Source organism: Enterobacter sp. 120016 (genome assembly GCF_018383635.1).
Lineage (GTDB): Bacteria > Pseudomonadota > Gammaproteobacteria > Enterobacterales > Enterobacteriaceae > Enterobacter > Enterobacter asburiae_D.
Genome location: NZ_JAHAWC010000001.1, coordinates 358359 through 376815, shown reverse-complemented (window position 1 = coordinate 376815; position 18457 = coordinate 358359). Strand labels below are relative to the sequence as shown.

Genomic DNA, 18457 nt, shown 5'->3' with positions numbered 1-18457 from the left:
TATTTTTTTGCAAAAGAGTGAGGTAGAGACTCTACCGCGCGCCTGTTTAGCGGACATGGGCAGTTTGTGGAGGACGTGTGGAGCAGCGGCTCAAATCATTCTCATAATGAGGTACAGCGGTGCTCCGCCAAAAAAAATGATCAAATAACACTCGTAGTAAAAGACCAGATCCTCGATATCGGGCATCGCGTTTAACAGCACGGTGAACGTAATAATGAGATAAACAAAAATCACTATTAGCCAGAAGGCGATGACAAGCAGCTCAGTCAACGCGCCAGCTTTATTTTGTACTATCAGAGAGACCACCGACAATGCGATGCAGCCATAGATAATGGGTGAGGAGAGCAGCGTCGAGGCGACTTTTTCATCCATTTTGTGCACCAGCACCAGCCAGGTATAAAGTAATCCCCACGACAGCAGCAGAAACAGGGAATATATGCCCAGTTTTTTAGGAGAGAAATATTTTGAAAGTTCCATGTTCATTATTTCAGCCAACTTCATAAAATCTTTAAGAAACAGTGGTAATTTGCAACGCGCAATGCACAAAGGGTTATGCCTCAATAGCGATTATGAGCGGACATTGTCGAGTCTTTATTGACTGAATGTGTAGGCTGTGTGGAGAAATAACCAGGCATTTAAATCAACCGGGAAATTTTCGTGACCACGGCACTTTTTCGCGGAGGCTGTGTCTTATTGTGCTAAAGATATCTGATAGCGTGCTCAAAGGGATTTCACCCACGGAGATAAAATGCACAAAAATACGCTGATCCTTATTGTTGAAGATGAAGACGAAATCGCCGATATACTGATGAGCTACTTAGAGCGTTCGGGAATGAAAACGCTCAGAGCCAGGCAGGGCGAGCAGGCAATAACGCTCAATCGCCTCCATAAACCGGATCTCATATTGCTGGACATTCACCTGCCCGTATGTGACGGCTGGAGCGTACTTACCACGCTTCGTCAGGAAAGCTCTGTCCCCGTCATTATGGTTTCCGCTCTCGATCAGGATGTCGATAAGCTCATGGGGCTGAGGCTGGGCGCGGATGATTACGTGATCAAACCCTTTAACCCTTCTGAGGTTGTCGCACGGGTTGAGGCGGTGCTGCGCAGAACAAAAACTGCGCTTCAGCAGGCGGGTTCCCTACCGCTCAGAACGCCCTTTATTACGGTCTATCCGGATGACTTCTACGTGGAAGTCACCGTGGGCGAAGAGGTTATCTCCCCGGTATTAACGACGACCGAATTTAAATTACTTACCTGGCTGATGCGATATCCGCGAAAGGTCTGTTCCCGCGAAGAGTTACTCAACGCGTGTCTGCCGGAAGGTGACGCGCTCGACAGAACCGTCGACAGCCATATGAGCAAGTTGCGTAAAAAACTGGAGCTTGCCGGTCTTCACGGTGTTCCCGAGAGCATCAGAGGCATGGGCTACCGGCTTGGGGAAAAGAAATGAACAGAGAGTCTGTCCTGAGTCGTCAGATCTTAACGTATATGCTGTTGCTGACGTTTACGATAATTGCCATCGCTATACTCGGCTCCTGGTTTTTTTACTCCTTTATTCTGGATCACCTCCCGGGCGGCCCTGCTGCGGGCGATGACGAGCAGATGACGATGTGGGACTGGGCATGGATTGGGACCGCGACTACGATCAGTATGATTATTGCCCTCTTTTTCACGGTCAAGCTTTCATCGCGAATACTCACCCCGCTAAACGCGGTAGCGTCCAGCCTGAAAAAGATTTCTCAGGGCGATTTGGACGCCAGGGCATTTTGCGCCAGTTCCCGGCTGGGTGAGATCAATCACCTTGTAATGGATTTCAATGAAATGGCTGAAAAGTTACAGACGCTGGATATTCAGAGGAAATCCTGGAATGCCGCTATTGCGCATGAGCTGAGAACGCCGGTCACGATTTTACGCGGACGGCTTCAGGGGTTGGTTGACGGTGTTTTTACCCCGGACCCGGTGCTGTTTAATAATCTTCTCAAACAGACGGAAGGGTTAACCCGTCTGATTGAAGATCTCCGGGTTGTCAGTTCGGATGGCGGGGCGGGATACACGCTATACCAGTCCCGCACGGATCTAAAAGGGACAATACAGAATGCACTCGATACATTCATGCCCGAGTTCAACCGTAAGGCATTTACCGTCAATACAGAACTGAGGGAGCAGCAATGCGTATTCGATCCGTTACGCATCAATCAGTGTCTGACCGTTTTATTTGACAATGCCTTACACTATTCAACCTCGCGCAAACTCATCGTGAAAAATGGCGTTTCTGATAAAGGCAATTATATCCTTATTCAGGACGGGGGACCGGGCATCCCCAGAGAGTTTCATGATTTCTTATTTCAGCCCTTTCAGCGCGATAATGGCGCCAGACGTGTGAACCCGGAAGGCTGTGGTTTGGGCTTGTCGGTGGTAAAAGCCATCATGCTGGCTCATGGTGGCGATGTTACCTATACCTTATCGACGCAAAACCACTCGATATTTAAGCTCACCTGGCCCGACTCGTGAGTTTCAGCGGCAGGTCAAATGCGCCTGCCGGCGATAAATGCCATATTTTTCCTAACTTAGCATCCCATTCCTGCGGGGTAATCGTCAGTTTACCGCGTCTCGGGCTTAGGGTTATTTCACTGAAATAGATTTCATCTTTCTTTAGCATCAGGTCAACGCGGCAGTAGTCAATTCCATCCGCCAGCTCCTGGGACGCCAGCAATGCCTGTCGGAACAAGACCGGTTCGCCTGGATCTGCTGAAGTATTCGGATATTCCATCTGGAAGGGTTGTAAGTTCCAGTGCCTGTCATAAACGTTGATAAAACCGTTGCCGTTATCATCCGTAAAATCCGCTTCAACATAGTGGGCAACGCCGTGAAAGCAATGGATCCTCAGCATTTCGGGCGTTGTATTTCTGTCAGCATCATCGAAGAGATCGACGAACGGCTCGCAAAGAATACTCGGGGTAATGTTTTTGTACTGCCATTCGCGCGTGGTGTAGTACAAATTTTTCTTTAATGCGAGGCTCAGTTTTTTACACGCTTCCCCGACATTAAATTGCGCTTTGTTTGTGCATATTATTGTGCTGCCGCTGTCATGGTTGCACTTAAGGACGAATTTATCAGGGAGTACTGAAAAATCAATCTGCGACGGACGGGAATAAACGCCAATTAATGGCACCGTTTTCACGCGCTTTGTTCTGGAGGAAACGTATGCCCGAACGGCGAGCTTATCGGCGAGCATCGTGTAGAGGTTATTATGGTCATAAACCAGACGATGACATATTTTTTCACTCAACGTCGTGGGTGATTGAATGTCAGGGGTTTTCCCGGATGTTTTCTTAAGCCTCACCGTATGAAAGTGCAGGTCCGTCATTAAAAATGAACGGCATTTTCTGATGAGATACTCGGTATATTTTAGAACGTAAGTGGTGGTGTCCATTTCTTCTCCTCCGTAATGTCCGGACATTCTGGAGAAGAACTGTTGATTTATTTTGCTTAGAATATGGAGCAGGCGTGGAGAAGAAAAAATTAAAGGATTAAACAGCGTGTAAAAGCTATTTAACCCTTATTGAACCGTGCAACGTTTGTTTAACGGTCTTTGCGCCATGCATCGGCGGTTAATGCTTCACCGAAATGCCCGGCAATCAGTCGTTTCGTCAGCTCATGAAGCGGGGAGGCCATCACATCCGCCGTGCTGCCGCGCTCGACAACTTCACCCTGGTGCATGACCATCACCTGATCGCTGATGTGCTTCATCATTCCCAGATGTTGGGTGACGTAGATATACGAGATCCCCTGTTTTTCCTGCAATTCCAGCATCAGGTTAATCAGCTGTGAGCGCATCGACATATCCAGCGAGGCAAGCGCTTCATCCGCAATGATCACTTTTGGCCGCAAAATCAGTGCACGCGCCAGACCCAGACGCTGTTTCTGGCCGGGGGCCAGCATATGCGGGTAGTAGCTTTCGTGATCCGGTAACAGGCCAACCATACGCAGGGTTTCAAATACGCGCTTACGGCGCGCCTCTGGCTCCAGGTCGGTGTTCAGACGCAGCGGAAAATCGAGGATCTGCGAAATGCGCTGGCGCGGATTAAGCGAGGTAGACGGATCCTGAAAGATCATGCGGATGCGCTGGCTGCGGAAAGAGTAATCGCCGAACGTCAGAGGATGGTCGTCAATCAACACCTCGCCTGCAGTCGGTTTAACCATGCCGGCGAGCATTTTCGCCAGGGTGGATTTCCCGGAACCGTTCTCGCCGATGATCGCCAGGGTCTGTTTTTCACGCAGCGTAAAGCTCAGCGGCTTCACCGCGTCGACAGTTTGACGATGAAACAGCCCCGTGCGGTAGCGAAAGGTCTTACTCAGGTTGCGAACTTCCAGTAAGGTTTCGACCATTTCACTCTCTCTCCATGTTCAGCGGGAAATGACAGGCGTAAAGATGATTTTTAGCCCCGGTCAGGCGCGGCGTCTCGATACATTTACGCTGAGCATAGGGGCACCGCGGCCCCAGACGACAGCCTATCGGCAGGGATTCCAGCAGCGGAATCGCCCCCGGCAGGGTATTCAGGCGGCTTTTATGCGGCATGGCGCTGCCAAAATCCGGAATGGCGCGGATAAGCGCCTGCGTATACGGATGATGCGGGGCGCCGATCAGATCTTCACTCGGCGCGGTTTCGACCGTTTGCCCGCAGTACATCACGTCAATTTTATCCGCCCATTTGCTGAGCATTTGCAGGTCGTGGCTGATCAGCAAAATGGTGGTGTTGTTATTCTGGTTGAGACGCGACAGCAGACGGAAAATTTGCGCCTGCGTGGTGGGTTCCATCGCGTTGGTGGGCTCATCCGCAATCAGCAAACGCGGCTGATTGGCCAGCGCGATGGCAATCATTACTTTCTGACATTCGCCGTCGGTCAGCTCATAAGGGAAGCTGCGCATCGCATCTTTGTGATCTTTAATCCCAACGCGGTGTAAAAGCTCGATGGCGCGGCGCTTGCGCCAGCCAACGCGTTGCCACCAGCGGCCTTTATAGGTCCAGCCGGGAATGTTCTGCATGAGCTGCTTACCCACGCGTTCGGACGGGTCGAGACAGGACTGCGGTTCCTGGAAAATCATCGAGACGTTATGCCCGACCAGCTTACGCCGCTCGCGGGGGGAGAGGCGCAGCAGGTCGATATCATCAAAACGCATACGGTCGGCGGTCACGCGCCAGTTGTCTTTCGCCACGCCGCAGATAGCCTTGGCAATCAGGCTTTTTCCAGAGCCGGATTCACCTACCAGCCCGCGAATTTCACCCTCCGCAAGGGTGATGCTGATGCGATCGACGGCTTTAACCCAGCCTTCACCGGTTTTGAATTCGATGGTGAGGTTGCGAATATCAAGAAGCGGCATTATTGCACCCCCGCGTTAATTGCACGGCGAATACCGTCGCCCAGCAGGTTGATGAGCAGCACGCTCACCATAATGGCCGCACCCGGCAGCATGACCGTCCACGGTGCCACGTAGATGAGTTCCAGCGCGTCGCCGAGCATCGCACCCCATTCGGGTGACGGCAGTTGTGCACCGAGGTCGAGGAAGCCGAGCGCCGCGATGTCCAGGATCGCCATCGACAGGGCGCGGGTGATCTCGGTGACCAGCCCGGCGGCGATGTTAGGCAGCACGGCAAACCACAGAATGTTGAAGGTCGTCGCGCCGTCCAGACGCGCTGCGACGACGTACTCTTTTTCCAGCTCATCATGCACCATGCTGTAAACCGAGCGCACGATGCGGGGCAGGATAGCCAGCCAGACGGCGAACATGGCATGCGACAGGTGCGGACCGGCAAAGGCAACAACTATGATCGCCAGCAGCAGGGACGGAATCGACAGCAGCGTATCCAGAATGTGGTTAAGCACCGCCGAACGCAGGCCGTGCGTGGATCCCGCAAAAATACCGAGCGCCAGCCCACAGATCGTTGCCGCGAGCGTCACCACAAATGCGCCGCCCACCGTCGGGGCTGCACCGCTCAGCAGTCGGCTCAACACGTCACGTCCGAGGTCGTCCGTTCCCAGGAAGAAAGAGACTTCGCCGTAGCGCGACCAGGACGGCGGCAGCAGCTGATAGCCAAGGAACTGCTGGTCGATACCGTACGGCGCAAACCACGAGCCAAAGACGCAAAGCAACGCCAGGCCGGCACAGCCGTAAAGGCCGATCATTGCCGTGGTATCACCATAGAATTTACGCCACACGGTGCGCAGCACACCGGGCGTGCGCTTTTCACTGTATACGCTATCGTAAGGCATACCATTCCTTATGCTTCAATGGGTTGGCCATGGCACCCAGAATATCGGACAACACGTTAACAATAATGACCAGCGAACCAATCACCATCACACCCGCAGAAATCGCGGCGTAGTCCTGCTGGCGGATGGCGTTAATCAGCCATCGCCCCAGGCCTGGCCAGCTAAAGACCATCTCGGTGATCATGGCCAGCGTCAGCATGGTGGAAAACTGCAATCCCAGACGCGGAATAACCGGCGGCAGCGCGTTGTGCAGGACGTTGCGGCGCAGTATGGTCAGGCGTGACAACCCGCGCGTGGCGGCGGCTTTGACGTAGTTCTGGTCAAACACCTCAATGGTGCTCAGGCGCATCAGGCGGATCACTTCGGTTGTTGGCGCAACAGCCAGCGTCAGCACCGGCAATACCATATGGCGCAGGGCGCTGACGATCATCTCATGGCGCCACATCGAATCGGACAGCCACGCGTCAATGATGGCAAAACCCGTCACCGTTTTAACCGTATAGAGCAGGTCAAAACGACCCGAAACCGGCAGCCAGCCCATCGTCAGCGAGAAGAACAGCGTCAGCAGCAGCGCCAGCCAGAATACCGGGATGGAGAAACCGAACAGGGCGAGGGCGCTAATAAACTTATCCTGCCATTTATTGCGGTAGATCCCGGCCAGCATGCCCACGGGGATCCCGACCATCAGGGCAAAGCCGAAGGCCAGAATGCAGAGTTCCATCGTGGCCGGGAACACCTCTTTCAGCTGCTCGGAAATCAGCTGCCCGTTAATGCTGGACACGCCGAAATCCCAATGCAGCAGCCCGTTAAACCAGAAGAGCCAGGCATCCCACAGGGACGACCCCTGGAGCGGGGCGTGGGGCGTGAAATAGCTCAGGCTGAAGCCGACAAAGTTCAGGAAAAAGAGCGTCACCAGCAGCAAAAGGAGCCGACGTAAGGTAAAAATAATCATGGTTTTTTCACCTCTTGTTCTTTTTCACGCGACACGCCGGCGAACGAGGCGTTGCCAAACGGACTCAGCACCAGACCTTTAATATCATAACGATAGGCCTGAAGACGCAGGGAAGAGGCCAGCGGCAGCACCGGCAGTTCCTGGGCGAGGATCTTCTGCGCTTCATCATAGGCGTCAATACGTGAGGCCAGCTGCTGGGAAGCCAGCGCTTTTTGCAGCACGGCGTCAAACTCCCGGTTACACCAGTGGGCGTAGTTGGTCTGCGAGTTTATCGCCGCACAGCTCAGCAGCGGCCGGAAGAAGCTGTCCGGATCGTTACTGTCGGTCGCCCAGCCGGTCAGGGTTAAATCATGATTCATGTCCATCAGGCGCGCCTCCTGGAAACGGCCCTCAACCGGTACGATGATCACCTTAACGCCTACCTGCGCCATATCCGCCTGCAGCAGTTCGGCGGTCTTGAGAGGGCTGGGGTTCCACGCCTGGGAACTGGTTGGCACCCAAAGCTGCAGCGTCAGGTTTTCCGCTCCCAGCGCCTTCAGCTGCTCACGCGCTTTTGCCGGATTGTATTCCGTAATTTTAGCTTCACCGTCATAGGCCCACGAGGCGCGCGGTAAAATTGAGGCGGCGGTTTCCGCCGTGCCGTAGTAGATCGACTGCATCAAACGCTGGTTGTTAATCGCCAGCGCCAGAGCGTGACGTACTGCAGGGTTATTCAATGGCGGCTTATCCGTGTTAAAGGCCAGATAAGCGATATTCATGCCGGGGCGCAACGTCAGACGCAGGCGCGGATCGTCGCGCAGAATGGTGAGCTGGCTGGCCGCGGGCCAGGCGAGCACGTCACATTCCCCGGTGAGCAGTTTCGACAGACGTCCTGTTCCACCTGAACCGAGATCGACCACCACCTGCGGCATCAGCGGGGTGCCGCGCCAGAAATGCTCATGGCGCTGCAGGCGAATATACTGCCCGGCGCGGTATTCGGCCAGCTGGAACGGACCGGTGCCGACCGGCTGACGATCGAGTAACTCCTGGCGATCTTTTTTCGTCAGGTTCGCCGCGTACTCAGCGGACATGACCGACGCATAGTGGGTCGCCAGGTGCCAGAGGAAGGAGGCATCCGGGCGCGTCAGCGAAAATTCTACCGTGCGGTTATCCAGCTTGCGCACGCTTTTGACGGTGTCGGCAAACTGCAGGCTGTCGAAATAGGGGAAGTTGCTGCCGTTAACGTTATGCCACGGGTGGTTGCGGTTAAAGATGCGCTGGAAGGTGAAGACCACGTCATCTGCGTTCAGCTTGCGCGTGGGGGTAAACCACGGCGTGCGCTGAAACGCGACGTCATCGCGCAGGTGAAAACGGTAGGTTGCGCCGTTATCCAGCACTTCCCAGCTTTCCGCAAGCTCAGGCACCAGACGGTAGGTGTACGGGTCAACATCCAGCAGACGGTCGTAAAGCTGCGCGGCCAGGGTATCCACGATCAGGCCGCTGCCCGCTTTTTGCGGGTTGAAGGTATCCACCTGGCCGCTTACGCAATAGACGAAGCCGCTGTCACGAATGTCAGGCTGCGGAGTTAGCCCGGGCGCGGCAAAGGCCAGGCTGCTAAACAGACCGAGTGCAAAAAAGGACGATAAAACCAGACGCATAATTTTTAAGGTTTTTAGGTTCGATCTGCAAAGTGTATCGCACTTACGCCTGCTTCGTAAAAATGTCTGCGGGTAAGTGCTGATATTGTCAGCGCATTTGATGCTTTTTGAGCAATGCCCTTAACTGATGGTAGGTCAGACCCAGCAGTTCAGCCGCCCGTTTCTGGTTATATTTCGCCGTCTTCAGGCTTTGCTCCAGCAGCTGTTTCTCCTGGTCGTTCTGGAACTGGCGTAAATCAAGGGGGAGAGTAGGGAGATCGCCTGAAGACGTTGGTGCGGACAGCGGCGGCACGCTGCGCTGGAAAGGATCGATAATGATGTTGTCCAGCTCCGTCTCGCTGCTGCCGTGACGATAGACGGAACGCTCCACGACGTTTTTCAGTTCGCGGATATTTCCCGGCCAGTGGTAAGCAAGCAGTGTTTCCTGTGCATAATCGCTGAAGCCGGGGAACAGCGGCAGGCCGAGCTCGCGGCACATCTGAATCGCAAACTGGTCTGCCAGCAGCATGATGTCGCTTTTGCGCTCGCGCAGCGGAGGAAGCTGAACGACGTCAAAGGCCAGGCGGTCAAGCAGGTCGGCACGGAATTTCTCCTCCGCCACCATCTCCGGCAGGTTGGCGTTCGTGGCGCACACCAGGCGCACGTTAACCTGCAGCGGCTGGCTACCGCCGACGCGCTCCAGCTCGCCGTACTCAATCACGCGCAGCAGTTTTTCCTGCACCAGCATGGGCGCGGTGGCCAGTTCATCAAGAAACAGCGTACCGCCGTCGGCGCGCTCAAAGCGCCCGGGATGGCGCTTCTGGGCACCGGTAAACGCGCCCGCCTCATGGCCGAAGAGCTCGGTGTCGAGCAGGTTTTCATTCAGCGCCGCGCAGTTTAGGGAAATGAAGGGGCCGTCCCAGCGCCCGGATAAATAGTGCAGACGGTTGGCTATCAGCTCTTTCCCCGTTCCGCGTTCACCGACGATCAGCACCGGTTTGTTGAGCGGCGCCAGGCGAGAGACCTGTTCCAGCACTTCAAGGAAACTGTTTGCTTCACCGAGTAAATTGTCTTTGTATCCAGGCATGATGAAATTAACCACTCCTTAGCGATATTCACCAGGGAAGGATAGTTCTTCACTGCACGAAAATCAATCAGTGTCAGTGAAATCAACAAGATAAAAAGTTGGCATGATGTTTGTATTATCTCTACAGCAGGGCATAGCCCGATAACAGAACTATGAGGATTAGATTATGGGTATTTTTTCTCGTTTTGCCGACATCGTGAACGCCAACATCAACTCGCTGCTTGAGAAGGCGGAAGATCCGCAGAAGCTGGTACGCCTGATGATTCAGGAGATGGAAGACACGCTGGTTGAAGTGCGTTCTACCTCCGCCCGCGCGCTGGCGGAGAAAAAACAGCTTACGCGTCGTATTGAACAAGCTACCGCTCAGCTGAACGAATGGCAGGAAAAAGCGGAACTTGCGCTGCGCAAAGATAAAGAGGATCTGGCCCGTGCGGCGCTGATCGAAAAACAGAAGCTGGCCGATATGGTCGCGACGCTCGAGCATGAAGTGACGCTGGTGGACGACACGCTCACCCGTATGAAGAAAGAGATTGGTGAGCTTGAAAACAAACTGAGCGAAACCCGCGCGCGTCAGCAGGCGCTGACCCTGCGTCACCAGGCGGCAAGCTCTTCCCGCGACGTGCGTCGTCAGCTGGACAGCGGTAAGCTTGATGAAGCGATGGCGCGTTTTGAATCGTTTGAACGTCGTATCGACCATATGGAAGCCGAAGCCGAAAGTCACGGCATCGGTAAGCAGAAGTCGCTGGATCAACAGTTCGCCGACCTGAAGGCCGATGATGAAATCAGCGAGCAGCTGGCGGCACTGAAAGCCAAAATGAAGCAAGACAACCAATAATAATTCCTGCGGCACCTGAGCGTGCCGCATCGTAAGACAAGGAGTACACATGAGCGCGCTTTTTCTGGCCATTCCCCTGACAATTTTCGTGCTGTTCGTTTTGCCGATTTGGCTGTGGCTGCACTACAGCAACCGTTCTTCACGTGGCGAACTTTCCCAGAGTGAACAACAGCGTCTGGTACAGCTCTCCGATGAGGCGAACAAAATGCGCGAACGCATTCAGGCGCTGGAAGCCATCCTGGATGCTGAACATCCAAACTGGAGGGACCGTTAATGTCTGGACTGAATCTGAACAAAAAGTTGTGGCGTATTCCACAGCAGGGCATGGTGCGCGGCGTTTGTGCCGGGCTGGCTCATTATCTTGACGTGCCGGTCAAACTGGTGCGCGTGGTCACGGTGCTATCGATCTTCTTCGGTCTGGCGTTTATTACCCTGGTGGCATACATCGTCCTGTCGTTTGTCCTTGACCCGATGCCGGAAGGAGAACTGGCTGCGGAAGGTGCCCCTACCAGCAGCGATCTTCTCAATGCGGTTGATGAGCAACTTGCCGCCGGTGAGAAGCGGCTACGGGAAATGGAGCGCTATGTCACGTCGGATACCTTTACGCTGAGAAGTCGTTTTCGTCAGCTTTAAGAGAGAGATGAGATGAAACAACACTGGCAACAGGCCGGTCAGAAGGTAAAACCCGGCCTGAAAATCGCAGGTAAACTGGTCCTGCTGACCGCGTTAAGGTTCGGCCCGGCAGGTGTGGCGGGTTGGGCGATAAAATCCGTTGCCCGCAAGCCGGTCAGAATGGTGCTGGCCGTGGCGCTCGAACCGCTGTTGCAAAAGGTGGCAAAACGGCTTTCTCGCCGCTACTTATCCCAATAATTCCCGCCGGCGTTAGCCCTTTCCCTTCCGGGAGAGGGACTGGCGACGGTTAACCGCATTTCTCTTTTCCCTTGGCTTTCTTTGCGGCAGCTCACAATATTGCGCTGAGCTGCTTTGCAAACACCTTTTTCTCCTTCCTGGTCCGTTGACAGATATTTTTCATGGGAGTAGATTGCCACTTCGTGGGACCGCTACCATGGAAAATGAAATGAAGACAAAAATTAAAGAGCTCATTAATCTTATTTACGGGGAAACATTTTCTGAAGCCCATCTTAATGCGCTGCTGGAAAATATTGGAAAGGCCGCTTCAGTTATTACAGAAAAACGTAAGATGGCCTGGGATGAAAAAGATGTTGTTCTGATTACCTATGCCGATCAGTTTTCAGCGAAAGGGGAGAAGGCGCTGCCGGTTTTTACACGTTTTTATAACAAATGGCTTTCTCATTCTTTTTCTCATGTCCATCTCTTGCCTTTTTATCCGTGGTCTTCGGACGACGGATTTTCTGTTATTGATTATCATGAGGTTGCACCTGAAACGGGTACGTGGCGAGATGTTGCTGAGTTAAAACAGTCAGCCAGCTTAATGTTTGATTTCGTCTGCAACCATATGTCCGCCAAAAGCAAATGGTTCGCTAATTATCTGAAGCAAACGCCTGGATATGACGATTTCTTTATTTCTGTCGATCCTGAAACAGACTTATCTGCGGTGACGCGTCCGCGTGCCTTACCGCTTCTTACGCCTTTCACGCTGCATGATGGCAGCGTGCGGCACCTGTGGACCACCTTCAGCGAGGACCAGGTTGACCTCAATTTCGCCTCTCCGCAGGTGCTGATCGCGATGGTGGACGTGCTGCTGCATTACCTGATTGAAGGGGCGCGGTACATTCGTCTGGATGCTGTGGGCTTCATGTGGAAAATACCCGGAACAAACTGCATCCACCTTGAGCAAACCCACCAGCTCATCCAGCTTTTCCGCGCCATCACCGAGGCTGTCGCTCCGGGGACGGTGATTATCACCGAGACTAACGTTCCGCATAAAGATAACGTTGCTTACTTCGGTGACGGTGAAAATGAAGCGCAGATGGTTTATCAGTTCTCTTTGCCCCCGCTGGTACTGCATACGGTGCATAGTCAGAACGTACGGACGCTGAGCCAGTGGGCGGCGTCGCTGACGCTGCCTTCCACGAAAACCACCTGGTTTAACTTCCTGGCCTCGCATGACGGGATTGGTCTGAATCCGCTACGCGGCATTTTACCTGAGTCGGAAATCCTCTCACTGGTGGAGAAACTTCAGGCTGAAGGGGCGTTGGTTAACTGGAAAAATAACCCGGATGGGACACGCAGTCCTTATGAAATTAATGTGACCTATCTGGATGCATTAAGTACGCGCGACAGTCTTGATAGCCAGAGGATTGCCCGGTTTATTCTGGCGCATGCCGTCCTCTTAAGCTTCCCCGGCGTGCCCGCGGTTTATATCCAGAGTATTCTCGGGTCGCGTAATGATTATGCAGGTGTTGAACGCCTGGGATACAACCGCGCAATAAATCGTGAGAAATACGCTGCGGGACAAATTGATAGCGTGCTTGAGGATAAAAATAGCCTGCGTTCTCAGGTCTATTTCTCGTTAAGCCAGTTAATCGCGCTGCGTCGGGCGGAAAAAGCATTCCATCCTGACAGTGAGGCTTATTTTAGTGCGTCAGGTGAACATGTTTTAAAAATCGTTCGCGTGGCGAGTTGTGGCGAGAAAATAACGGCGCTGTTTAATTTCAGTGATGGCATTCAAACGGTGGAATCGGATATTCAATCCGGAACGGAGTTGATTGCCGGAAAAGATATTACAGATAAAACGCTGACCCTACATCCATGGCAGGTGTTGTGGATTAAAGAAAACTAAAAAGGACCTTAAAAATGAAAATGCCCAAAATTGTGCTGATATCAGCACTGGTTTCGTGCGCCCTGTTATCGGGCTGTAAGGATGACAAAAAGTCTGCTGTCACCATCGAGTTTATGCACTCATCGGTCGAACAGGAGCGCCAGGCGGTTATCACGAAGCTGATCGAAAAGTTCGAGAAAGAGAACCCCGGCATCACGGTGAAACAGGTGCCGGTAGAAGAGGATGCCTATAACACCAAGGTCATTACGCTCGCCAGAACGGGCGCGCTGCCCGAGGTGATTGAAGTCAGCCATGACTACGCGAAAGTCATGGACAAAGAACAGCTGCTGGATCGCAAGGCTATCGGTGAAGCCATTAAAGCGGTAGGTGAAGACACCTTCTATGACGGCATTTTGCGTGTTGTTCGTACAGAGGACGGTTCTGCCTGGACGGGTGTGCCAGTCAGTGCCTGGCTTTCCGGCGTCTGGTATCACAAAGATGTGCTTGCTGCGGCGGGTATCCAGGAGCCCCATAACTGGGAACAGCTGCTGAAAGCTAGCCAGAGCCTTAACGACCCGGCCAAAAAACGTTACGGCATTGCGCTGCCCACCGCGGAAAGCGTGATGACAGAGCAGGCATTCTCCCAGTTTGCGCTTTCCGGCGGCGCGAACGTTTTTGATGCCAAAGGGAACGTCGACATCGAAACCCCTGAAATGGCAAAGGCCCTGGCGTTTTATAAATCCCTGGCCGCGACCACCATGCCGGGTTCAAACGACGTCATGGAGATCAAAGATGCCTTCATGAACGGGTCTGCGCCGATGGCGGTTTACTCCACCTACATCCTGCCGGCGGTATTCCATGACGGAAACCCTGCCAACCTGGGCTTCGTCGTCCCAACAGAAACCTCTTCTGCTGTTTACGGCATGGTCACGTCGCTGACGATTACCACCGGTCAAACCGAAGAAGAAACTCAGGCGGCTGAAAAGTTTGTCACCTGGATGGAGCAGGCTCAAAACGCAACCGACTGGGTCATGATGTCGCCTGGCGCGGCACTGCCGGTGAACAAGCTGGTGGTGGGCACCGATACCTGGAAAAACAACGATGTGATTAAAGCGTTTGGGCAGCTGCCTTACGAACTGATTGCGCAGTTCCCAAATGTGCAGGTCTTTGGCGCCGTGGGCGACAAAAACTTCACACGCATGGGCGATGTAACCGGGTCCGGCATCATCAGTTCCATGGTGCACAACGTCACGGTAGGGAAACACGATCTCAGCAACACGCTTAGTGACAGCCAGAAGCGACTGACTGATCTGATTTCACAACGATAGGAGCGCTCTGCGGAAGGAAATTATGAAGACGTTGTTTTCTGGTCGTTCAGATATGCCTTTCGCCATGCTGCTGTTGGCCCCCAGCCTGATTTTGCTGGGGGGCCTGGTGGCCTGGCCAATGATTTCCAATATTGAAATCAGTTTCTTACGTCTGCCGCTTAACCCGCGTATTGATGCGGTGTTCGTCGGGCTCGATAACTACATCCGCATTCTCGGTGATGCTGCTTTCTGGCACTCCCTGTGGATGACGTTCTGGTACACCGCGCTGGTCGTGCTCGGCAGTACCGGGCTGGGGCTTGCCGTCGCCATCTTCTTTAACCGGGAGTTTCGTCTGCGGAAAACGGCGCGTTCGCTGGTGATTTTATCCTACGTAACGCCGTCCATTTCGCTGGTGTTTGCCTGGAAATACATGTTCAACAACGGCTACGGCATTGTGAACTACCTCGGCGTTGACCTGCTGCATCTGTATGACCAGGCGCCCCTGTGGTTCGACAATCCTGGCAGCAGCTTTGTACTGGTGGTGCTGTTCGCCATCTGGCGTTACTTCCCGTACGCGTTCATTTCGTTCCTGGCGATTTTGCAGACCATTGATAAGTCGCTGTATGAAGCGGCGGAAATGGACGGCGCGAATGCCTGGCAGCGTTTTCGAATCGTTACGCTGCCCGCGATTATGCCGGTGCTGGCAACGGTGGTGACGCTCCGCACTATCTGGATGTTCTACATGTTTGCGGATGTCTACCTGTTGACTACCAAGGTCGATATTTTGGGCGTCTACCTCTACAAAACGGCATTCGCTTTCAATGATTTGGGTAAAGCTGCGGCGATTTCCGTCGTGCTGTTCGTGATCATCTTCGCGGTGATTCTGCTGACCAGAAAAAGGGTAAACCTCAATGGCAACAAATAAACGCGTACTGAGCCGCATTGGTTTTTATTTGGGGCTGGCGGTATTTCTGGTCATCACGCTGTTCCCGTTCTTCGTGATGCTAATGACGTCGTTTAAGAGCGCGAAAGAGGCCATATCGCTTAACCCGACAATATTGCCGCAGGCGTGGACGCTTCAGCATTATGTCGACATCTTTAATCCGCTGATTTTCCCGTTTGTGGACTATTTCAAAAACAGCATGGTGGTGTCGCTGACCTCCTCGGTGATTGCCGTGTTTCTCGGCACGCTGGGGGCTTACGCTTTATCCAAACTGCGTTTTAAGGGCCGCACGACGATCAATGCGAGTTTTTACACCGTCTACATGTTCTCCGGGATATTGCTGGTGGTGCCGCTGTTCAAAATCATCACGGCCCTTGGGATCTACGACACCGAGCTGGCGCTGATTATTACCATGGTGACCCAAACGTTACCGACAGCGGTGTTCATGCTGCGCAGCTATTTCGACACCATCCCGGACGAAATCGAAGAAGCCGCGATGATGGACGGCCTGAACCGCCTGCAAATCATCTTCCGCATCACCGTACCGCTGGCGATTTCCGGGCTCGTATCGGTGTTTGTCTACTGCTTCATGGTGGCGTGGAACGACTACCTGTTTGCGTCCATTTTCCTGTCCAGCGCCAGCAATTTCACCTTGCCGGTCGGGCTGAACACGCTCTTTAGCACGCCAGATTATATCTGGGGTCGCATGATGGCGGCATCGCTGGTGACGGCGCTTCCGGTGGTCATTATGTACGCCCTGTCTGAACGTTTTATTAAAAGTGGTTTGACCGCCGGTGGCGTGAAGGGCTGAGGCGGCCAATTTTAACAAGGAGTCAGTCATGAAAAAATTAGTTGCGACAGCGCCACGCGTGGCGGCGCTGGTGGAATATGAAGATCGTGCTGTGGAAGCACATGAAGTGAAAATTCGCGCCCGCTTTGGCGCGCCGAAACACGGTACCGAAGTGGTGGATTTCCGCGCCGCCAGTCCGTTTATTGACGAAGAGTTCAACGCGGAGTGGCAGATGTTTACCCCTCGTGAAGAGGGGGCGGCTCGCGGGATCGAATTCGGTAAGTTCCAGCTGGGCAACATGATTGTTGGCGACATCATCGAATGCGGTGATGACGTCACTGAATACCAGATCGGCGACAGCGTCTGCTGCTACGGTCCGTTGCAGGAGACGGTGATCGTTAACGCGGTTAACAACTACAAGCTGCGCAAAATGCCGCAGGGTGCCTCCTGGAAAAACGCCGTTTGCTACGATCCGGCGCAGTTCGCCATGAGCGGCGTGCGTGATGCCAACGTGCGGGTCGGCGATTTTGTGGTCGTGGTAGGGCTGGGCGCGATTGGGCAGATTGCTGTCCAGTTGGCCAAAAAAGCGGGTGCGTCAATCGTCATCGGCGTCGACCCTATCGAACACCGCTGCGAGATCGCCCGTCGTCATGGCGCGGACCACTGTCTGAACCCAATCGGCACCGATGTCGGTCTGGAAATCAAAAAGCTGACCGGCAAGCAGGGCGCGGACGTGATCATCGAAACCAGCGGCTTTGCAGATGCGCTGCAGTCCGCGCTGCGCGGACTGGCCTACGGCGGCACCATCTCCTACGTAGCCTTCGCAAAACCGTTCGCGGAAGGCTTTAACCTTGGCCGCGAAGCACATTTCAACAACGCGAAGATTGTCTTCTCCCGCGCCTGCAGCGAACCCAACCCGGACTACCCGCGCTGGAGCCGCAAGCGTATTGAAGAGACCTGCTGGGAACTGCTGATGAACGGCTATCTGAATTGTGACGATCTGATCGACCCGGTCGTGACCTTCGCCACCACTCCGGAAAGCTACATGACGTATGTGGATCAGCACCCGGAACTCAGTATCAAAATGGGCGTCACTTTTTAAGCTAAGGAGAGCAAATCATGAAGATCGCAACACAAAACCAGGCCTTTTTCCCAACCAACATCATGGAAAAATTCGAGTACATCAAAGAGATGGGCTTTGATGGTTACGAAATTGACGGCCGCCTGCTGGTGGAAAACCTCGACGACGTAAAAGCCGCTATTAAAGCCACCGGTCTGCCGGTGACGACAGCCTGCGGTGGATACGATGGCTGGATCGGTGATTTCATCGAAGAGCGTCGTCTGAACGGATTAAAGCAGATTGAACGCATTCTGGAAGCGCTGGCTGAAGTGGGCGGCAAGGGCATTATCGTGCCTGCCGCGTGGGGGATGTTTACCTTCCGTCTGCCGCCAATGACCTCGCCACGCAGCCTGGACGGTGACCGCAAAGCGGTAAGCGCCTCCCTGCGCTGGCTGGATGAGGTGGCGGCGCGCACCGGAACAACCGTCTACCTGGAGCCGCTGAACCGCTACCAGGATCATATGATCAACACCCTGGCTGACGCGCGTCGCTATATCGAAGAGAACGGCCTGAAGCACGTGCAGATCATCGGCGATTTCTATCATATGAACATCGAAGAAGACTCGCTGACGGACGCGCTGCATCAGCACCGCGATCTGCTGGGCCATGTGCACATTGCAGATAACCACCGCTATCAGCCGGGAAGCGGCAGCCTCGATTTTGCCAGCCTGTTCGACCAGCTGCGTGCCGATAACTATCAGGGATACGTGGTGTATGAATGCCGTGTTCGCGCCGAGGATCCGGCTCAGGCATACCGAGACTCACTCACTTATCTGCGTGAGTGCTAA

At 53.8% G+C, this 18457-nt stretch carries 20 protein-coding genes; 12 read left to right on the top strand and 8 right to left on the bottom strand.

Translation table 11 applies throughout. The annotated features are described in order from the left end of the window. Positions 1–90: 90 nt before the first annotated feature. Positions 91–477, bottom strand: a complete 387-nt coding sequence (gene crrC / locus KIF87_RS01815) for a colistin resistant protein CrrC (RefSeq protein WP_213328014.1) — start codon at positions 475–477, stop codon at positions 91–93. A gap of 271 nt (positions 478–748) precedes the next feature. Here crrC and KIF87_RS01810 point away from each other — a divergent pair, with 271 nt between their 5' ends. Next, complete coding sequence (locus KIF87_RS01810) at positions 749–1453, top strand: response regulator (protein ID WP_159514340.1); 705 nt, start codon at positions 749–751, stop codon at positions 1451–1453. Beyond that, on the top strand, positions 1450–2514 hold the full coding sequence (locus tag KIF87_RS01805) for an ATP-binding protein (RefSeq protein ID WP_213327731.1): 1065 nt from the start codon (positions 1450–1452) through the stop codon (positions 2512–2514). The genes KIF87_RS01810 and KIF87_RS01805 overlap by 4 nt, the downstream gene beginning before the upstream one ends. Here the strand turns inward: KIF87_RS01805 and KIF87_RS01800 are convergent. From KIF87_RS01800 to pspF, 7 genes are all read right to left on the bottom strand, one after another. After that, positions 2495–3436, bottom strand: a complete 942-nt coding sequence (locus tag KIF87_RS01800; protein ID WP_213327730.1) for an ATP-grasp fold amidoligase family protein — start codon at positions 3434–3436, stop codon at positions 2495–2497. The two genes, KIF87_RS01805 and KIF87_RS01800, sit on opposite strands and share 20 nt — an antisense overlap. A 149-nt stretch (positions 3437–3585) precedes the next feature. Next, positions 3586–4392, bottom strand: a complete 807-nt coding sequence (sapF, locus tag KIF87_RS01795) for a putrescine export ABC transporter ATP-binding protein SapF (RefSeq protein ID WP_213327729.1) — start codon at positions 4390–4392, stop codon at positions 3586–3588. Between the two features lies 1 nt (position 4393). Further along, positions 4394–5386 (bottom strand): putrescine export ABC transporter ATP-binding protein SapD, encoded by a 993-nt coding sequence (sapD, locus tag KIF87_RS01790; protein WP_033145732.1) that lies wholly within the window; start codon positions 5384–5386, stop codon positions 4394–4396. Beyond that, entirely contained in the window at positions 5386–6276 is an 891-nt protein-coding gene (gene sapC, locus KIF87_RS01785) for a putrescine export ABC transporter permease SapC (RefSeq protein ID WP_023335930.1), read from the bottom strand. Before sapC ends, sapD begins: the two co-directional genes overlap by 1 nt. Then, the gene (gene sapB, locus KIF87_RS01780) at positions 6263–7228 is read right to left on the bottom strand and encodes a putrescine export ABC transporter permease SapB (RefSeq protein WP_213327728.1); all 966 of its coding nucleotides are present in this window, start codon (positions 7226–7228) and stop codon (positions 6263–6265) included. The genes sapC and sapB overlap by 14 nt, the downstream gene beginning before the upstream one ends. After that, positions 7225–8865, bottom strand: a complete 1641-nt coding sequence (gene sapA / locus KIF87_RS01775) for an ABC transporter substrate-binding protein SapA (protein ID WP_159514335.1) — start codon at positions 8863–8865, stop codon at positions 7225–7227. The genes sapB and sapA overlap by 4 nt, the downstream gene beginning before the upstream one ends. A gap of 88 nt (positions 8866–8953) precedes the next feature. After that, positions 8954–9931 (bottom strand): phage shock protein operon transcriptional activator, encoded by a 978-nt coding sequence (gene pspF, locus KIF87_RS01770; protein WP_213327727.1) that lies wholly within the window; start codon positions 9929–9931, stop codon positions 8954–8956. Positions 9932–10097: 166 nt separating this feature from the next. Between pspF and pspA the strand changes: the two genes are divergently transcribed. From pspA to ycjR, 10 genes are all read left to right on the top strand, one after another. After that, positions 10098–10766: a phage shock protein PspA gene (gene pspA / locus KIF87_RS01765; protein ID WP_029740507.1), complete on the top strand. Its 669-nt coding sequence runs from the start codon at positions 10098–10100 to the stop codon at positions 10764–10766. Positions 10767–10815: 49 nt separating this feature from the next. Then, complete coding sequence (gene pspB / locus KIF87_RS01760) at positions 10816–11040, top strand: envelope stress response membrane protein PspB (protein ID WP_023312045.1); 225 nt, start codon at positions 10816–10818, stop codon at positions 11038–11040. Next, complete coding sequence (pspC, locus tag KIF87_RS01755) at positions 11040–11399, top strand: envelope stress response membrane protein PspC (protein ID WP_023617934.1); 360 nt, start codon at positions 11040–11042, stop codon at positions 11397–11399. The genes pspB and pspC overlap by 1 nt, the downstream gene beginning before the upstream one ends. Positions 11400–11411: 12 nt before the next feature. After that, positions 11412–11636 carry a phage shock protein PspD gene (pspD, locus tag KIF87_RS01750; RefSeq protein WP_023312043.1) on the top strand — a complete coding sequence of 75 codons (225 nt, stop codon included), beginning with the start codon at positions 11412–11414 and terminating at the stop codon, positions 11634–11636. A 196-nt stretch (positions 11637–11832) separates the two neighbouring features. Then, on the top strand, positions 11833–13530 hold the full coding sequence (locus KIF87_RS01745; protein ID WP_283771116.1) for a sugar phosphorylase: 1698 nt from the start codon (positions 11833–11835) through the stop codon (positions 13528–13530). Between the two features lie 14 nt (positions 13531–13544). Further along, entirely contained in the window at positions 13545–14837 is a 1293-nt protein-coding gene (locus KIF87_RS01740; RefSeq protein WP_213327725.1) for an ABC transporter substrate-binding protein, read from the top strand. Between the two features lie 22 nt (positions 14838–14859). Then, positions 14860–15741 (top strand): carbohydrate ABC transporter permease, encoded by an 882-nt coding sequence (locus KIF87_RS01735; protein ID WP_028013373.1) that lies wholly within the window; start codon positions 14860–14862, stop codon positions 15739–15741. Further along, the gene (locus KIF87_RS01730; protein WP_023335920.1) at positions 15728–16570 is read left to right on the top strand and encodes a carbohydrate ABC transporter permease; all 843 of its coding nucleotides are present in this window, start codon (positions 15728–15730) and stop codon (positions 16568–16570) included. Before KIF87_RS01735 ends, KIF87_RS01730 begins: the two co-directional genes overlap by 14 nt. A 28-nt stretch (positions 16571–16598) precedes the next feature. After that, the gene (gene ycjQ, locus KIF87_RS01725; RefSeq protein ID WP_213327724.1) at positions 16599–17651 is read left to right on the top strand and encodes a D-guloside 3-dehydrogenase; all 1053 of its coding nucleotides are present in this window, start codon (positions 16599–16601) and stop codon (positions 17649–17651) included. 17 nt (positions 17652–17668) lie between these two features. Continuing rightward, a complete protein-coding gene (ycjR, locus tag KIF87_RS01720; protein WP_213327723.1) occupies positions 17669–18457 on the top strand; it encodes a 3-dehydro-D-guloside 4-epimerase in 789 nt (262 codons plus the stop codon).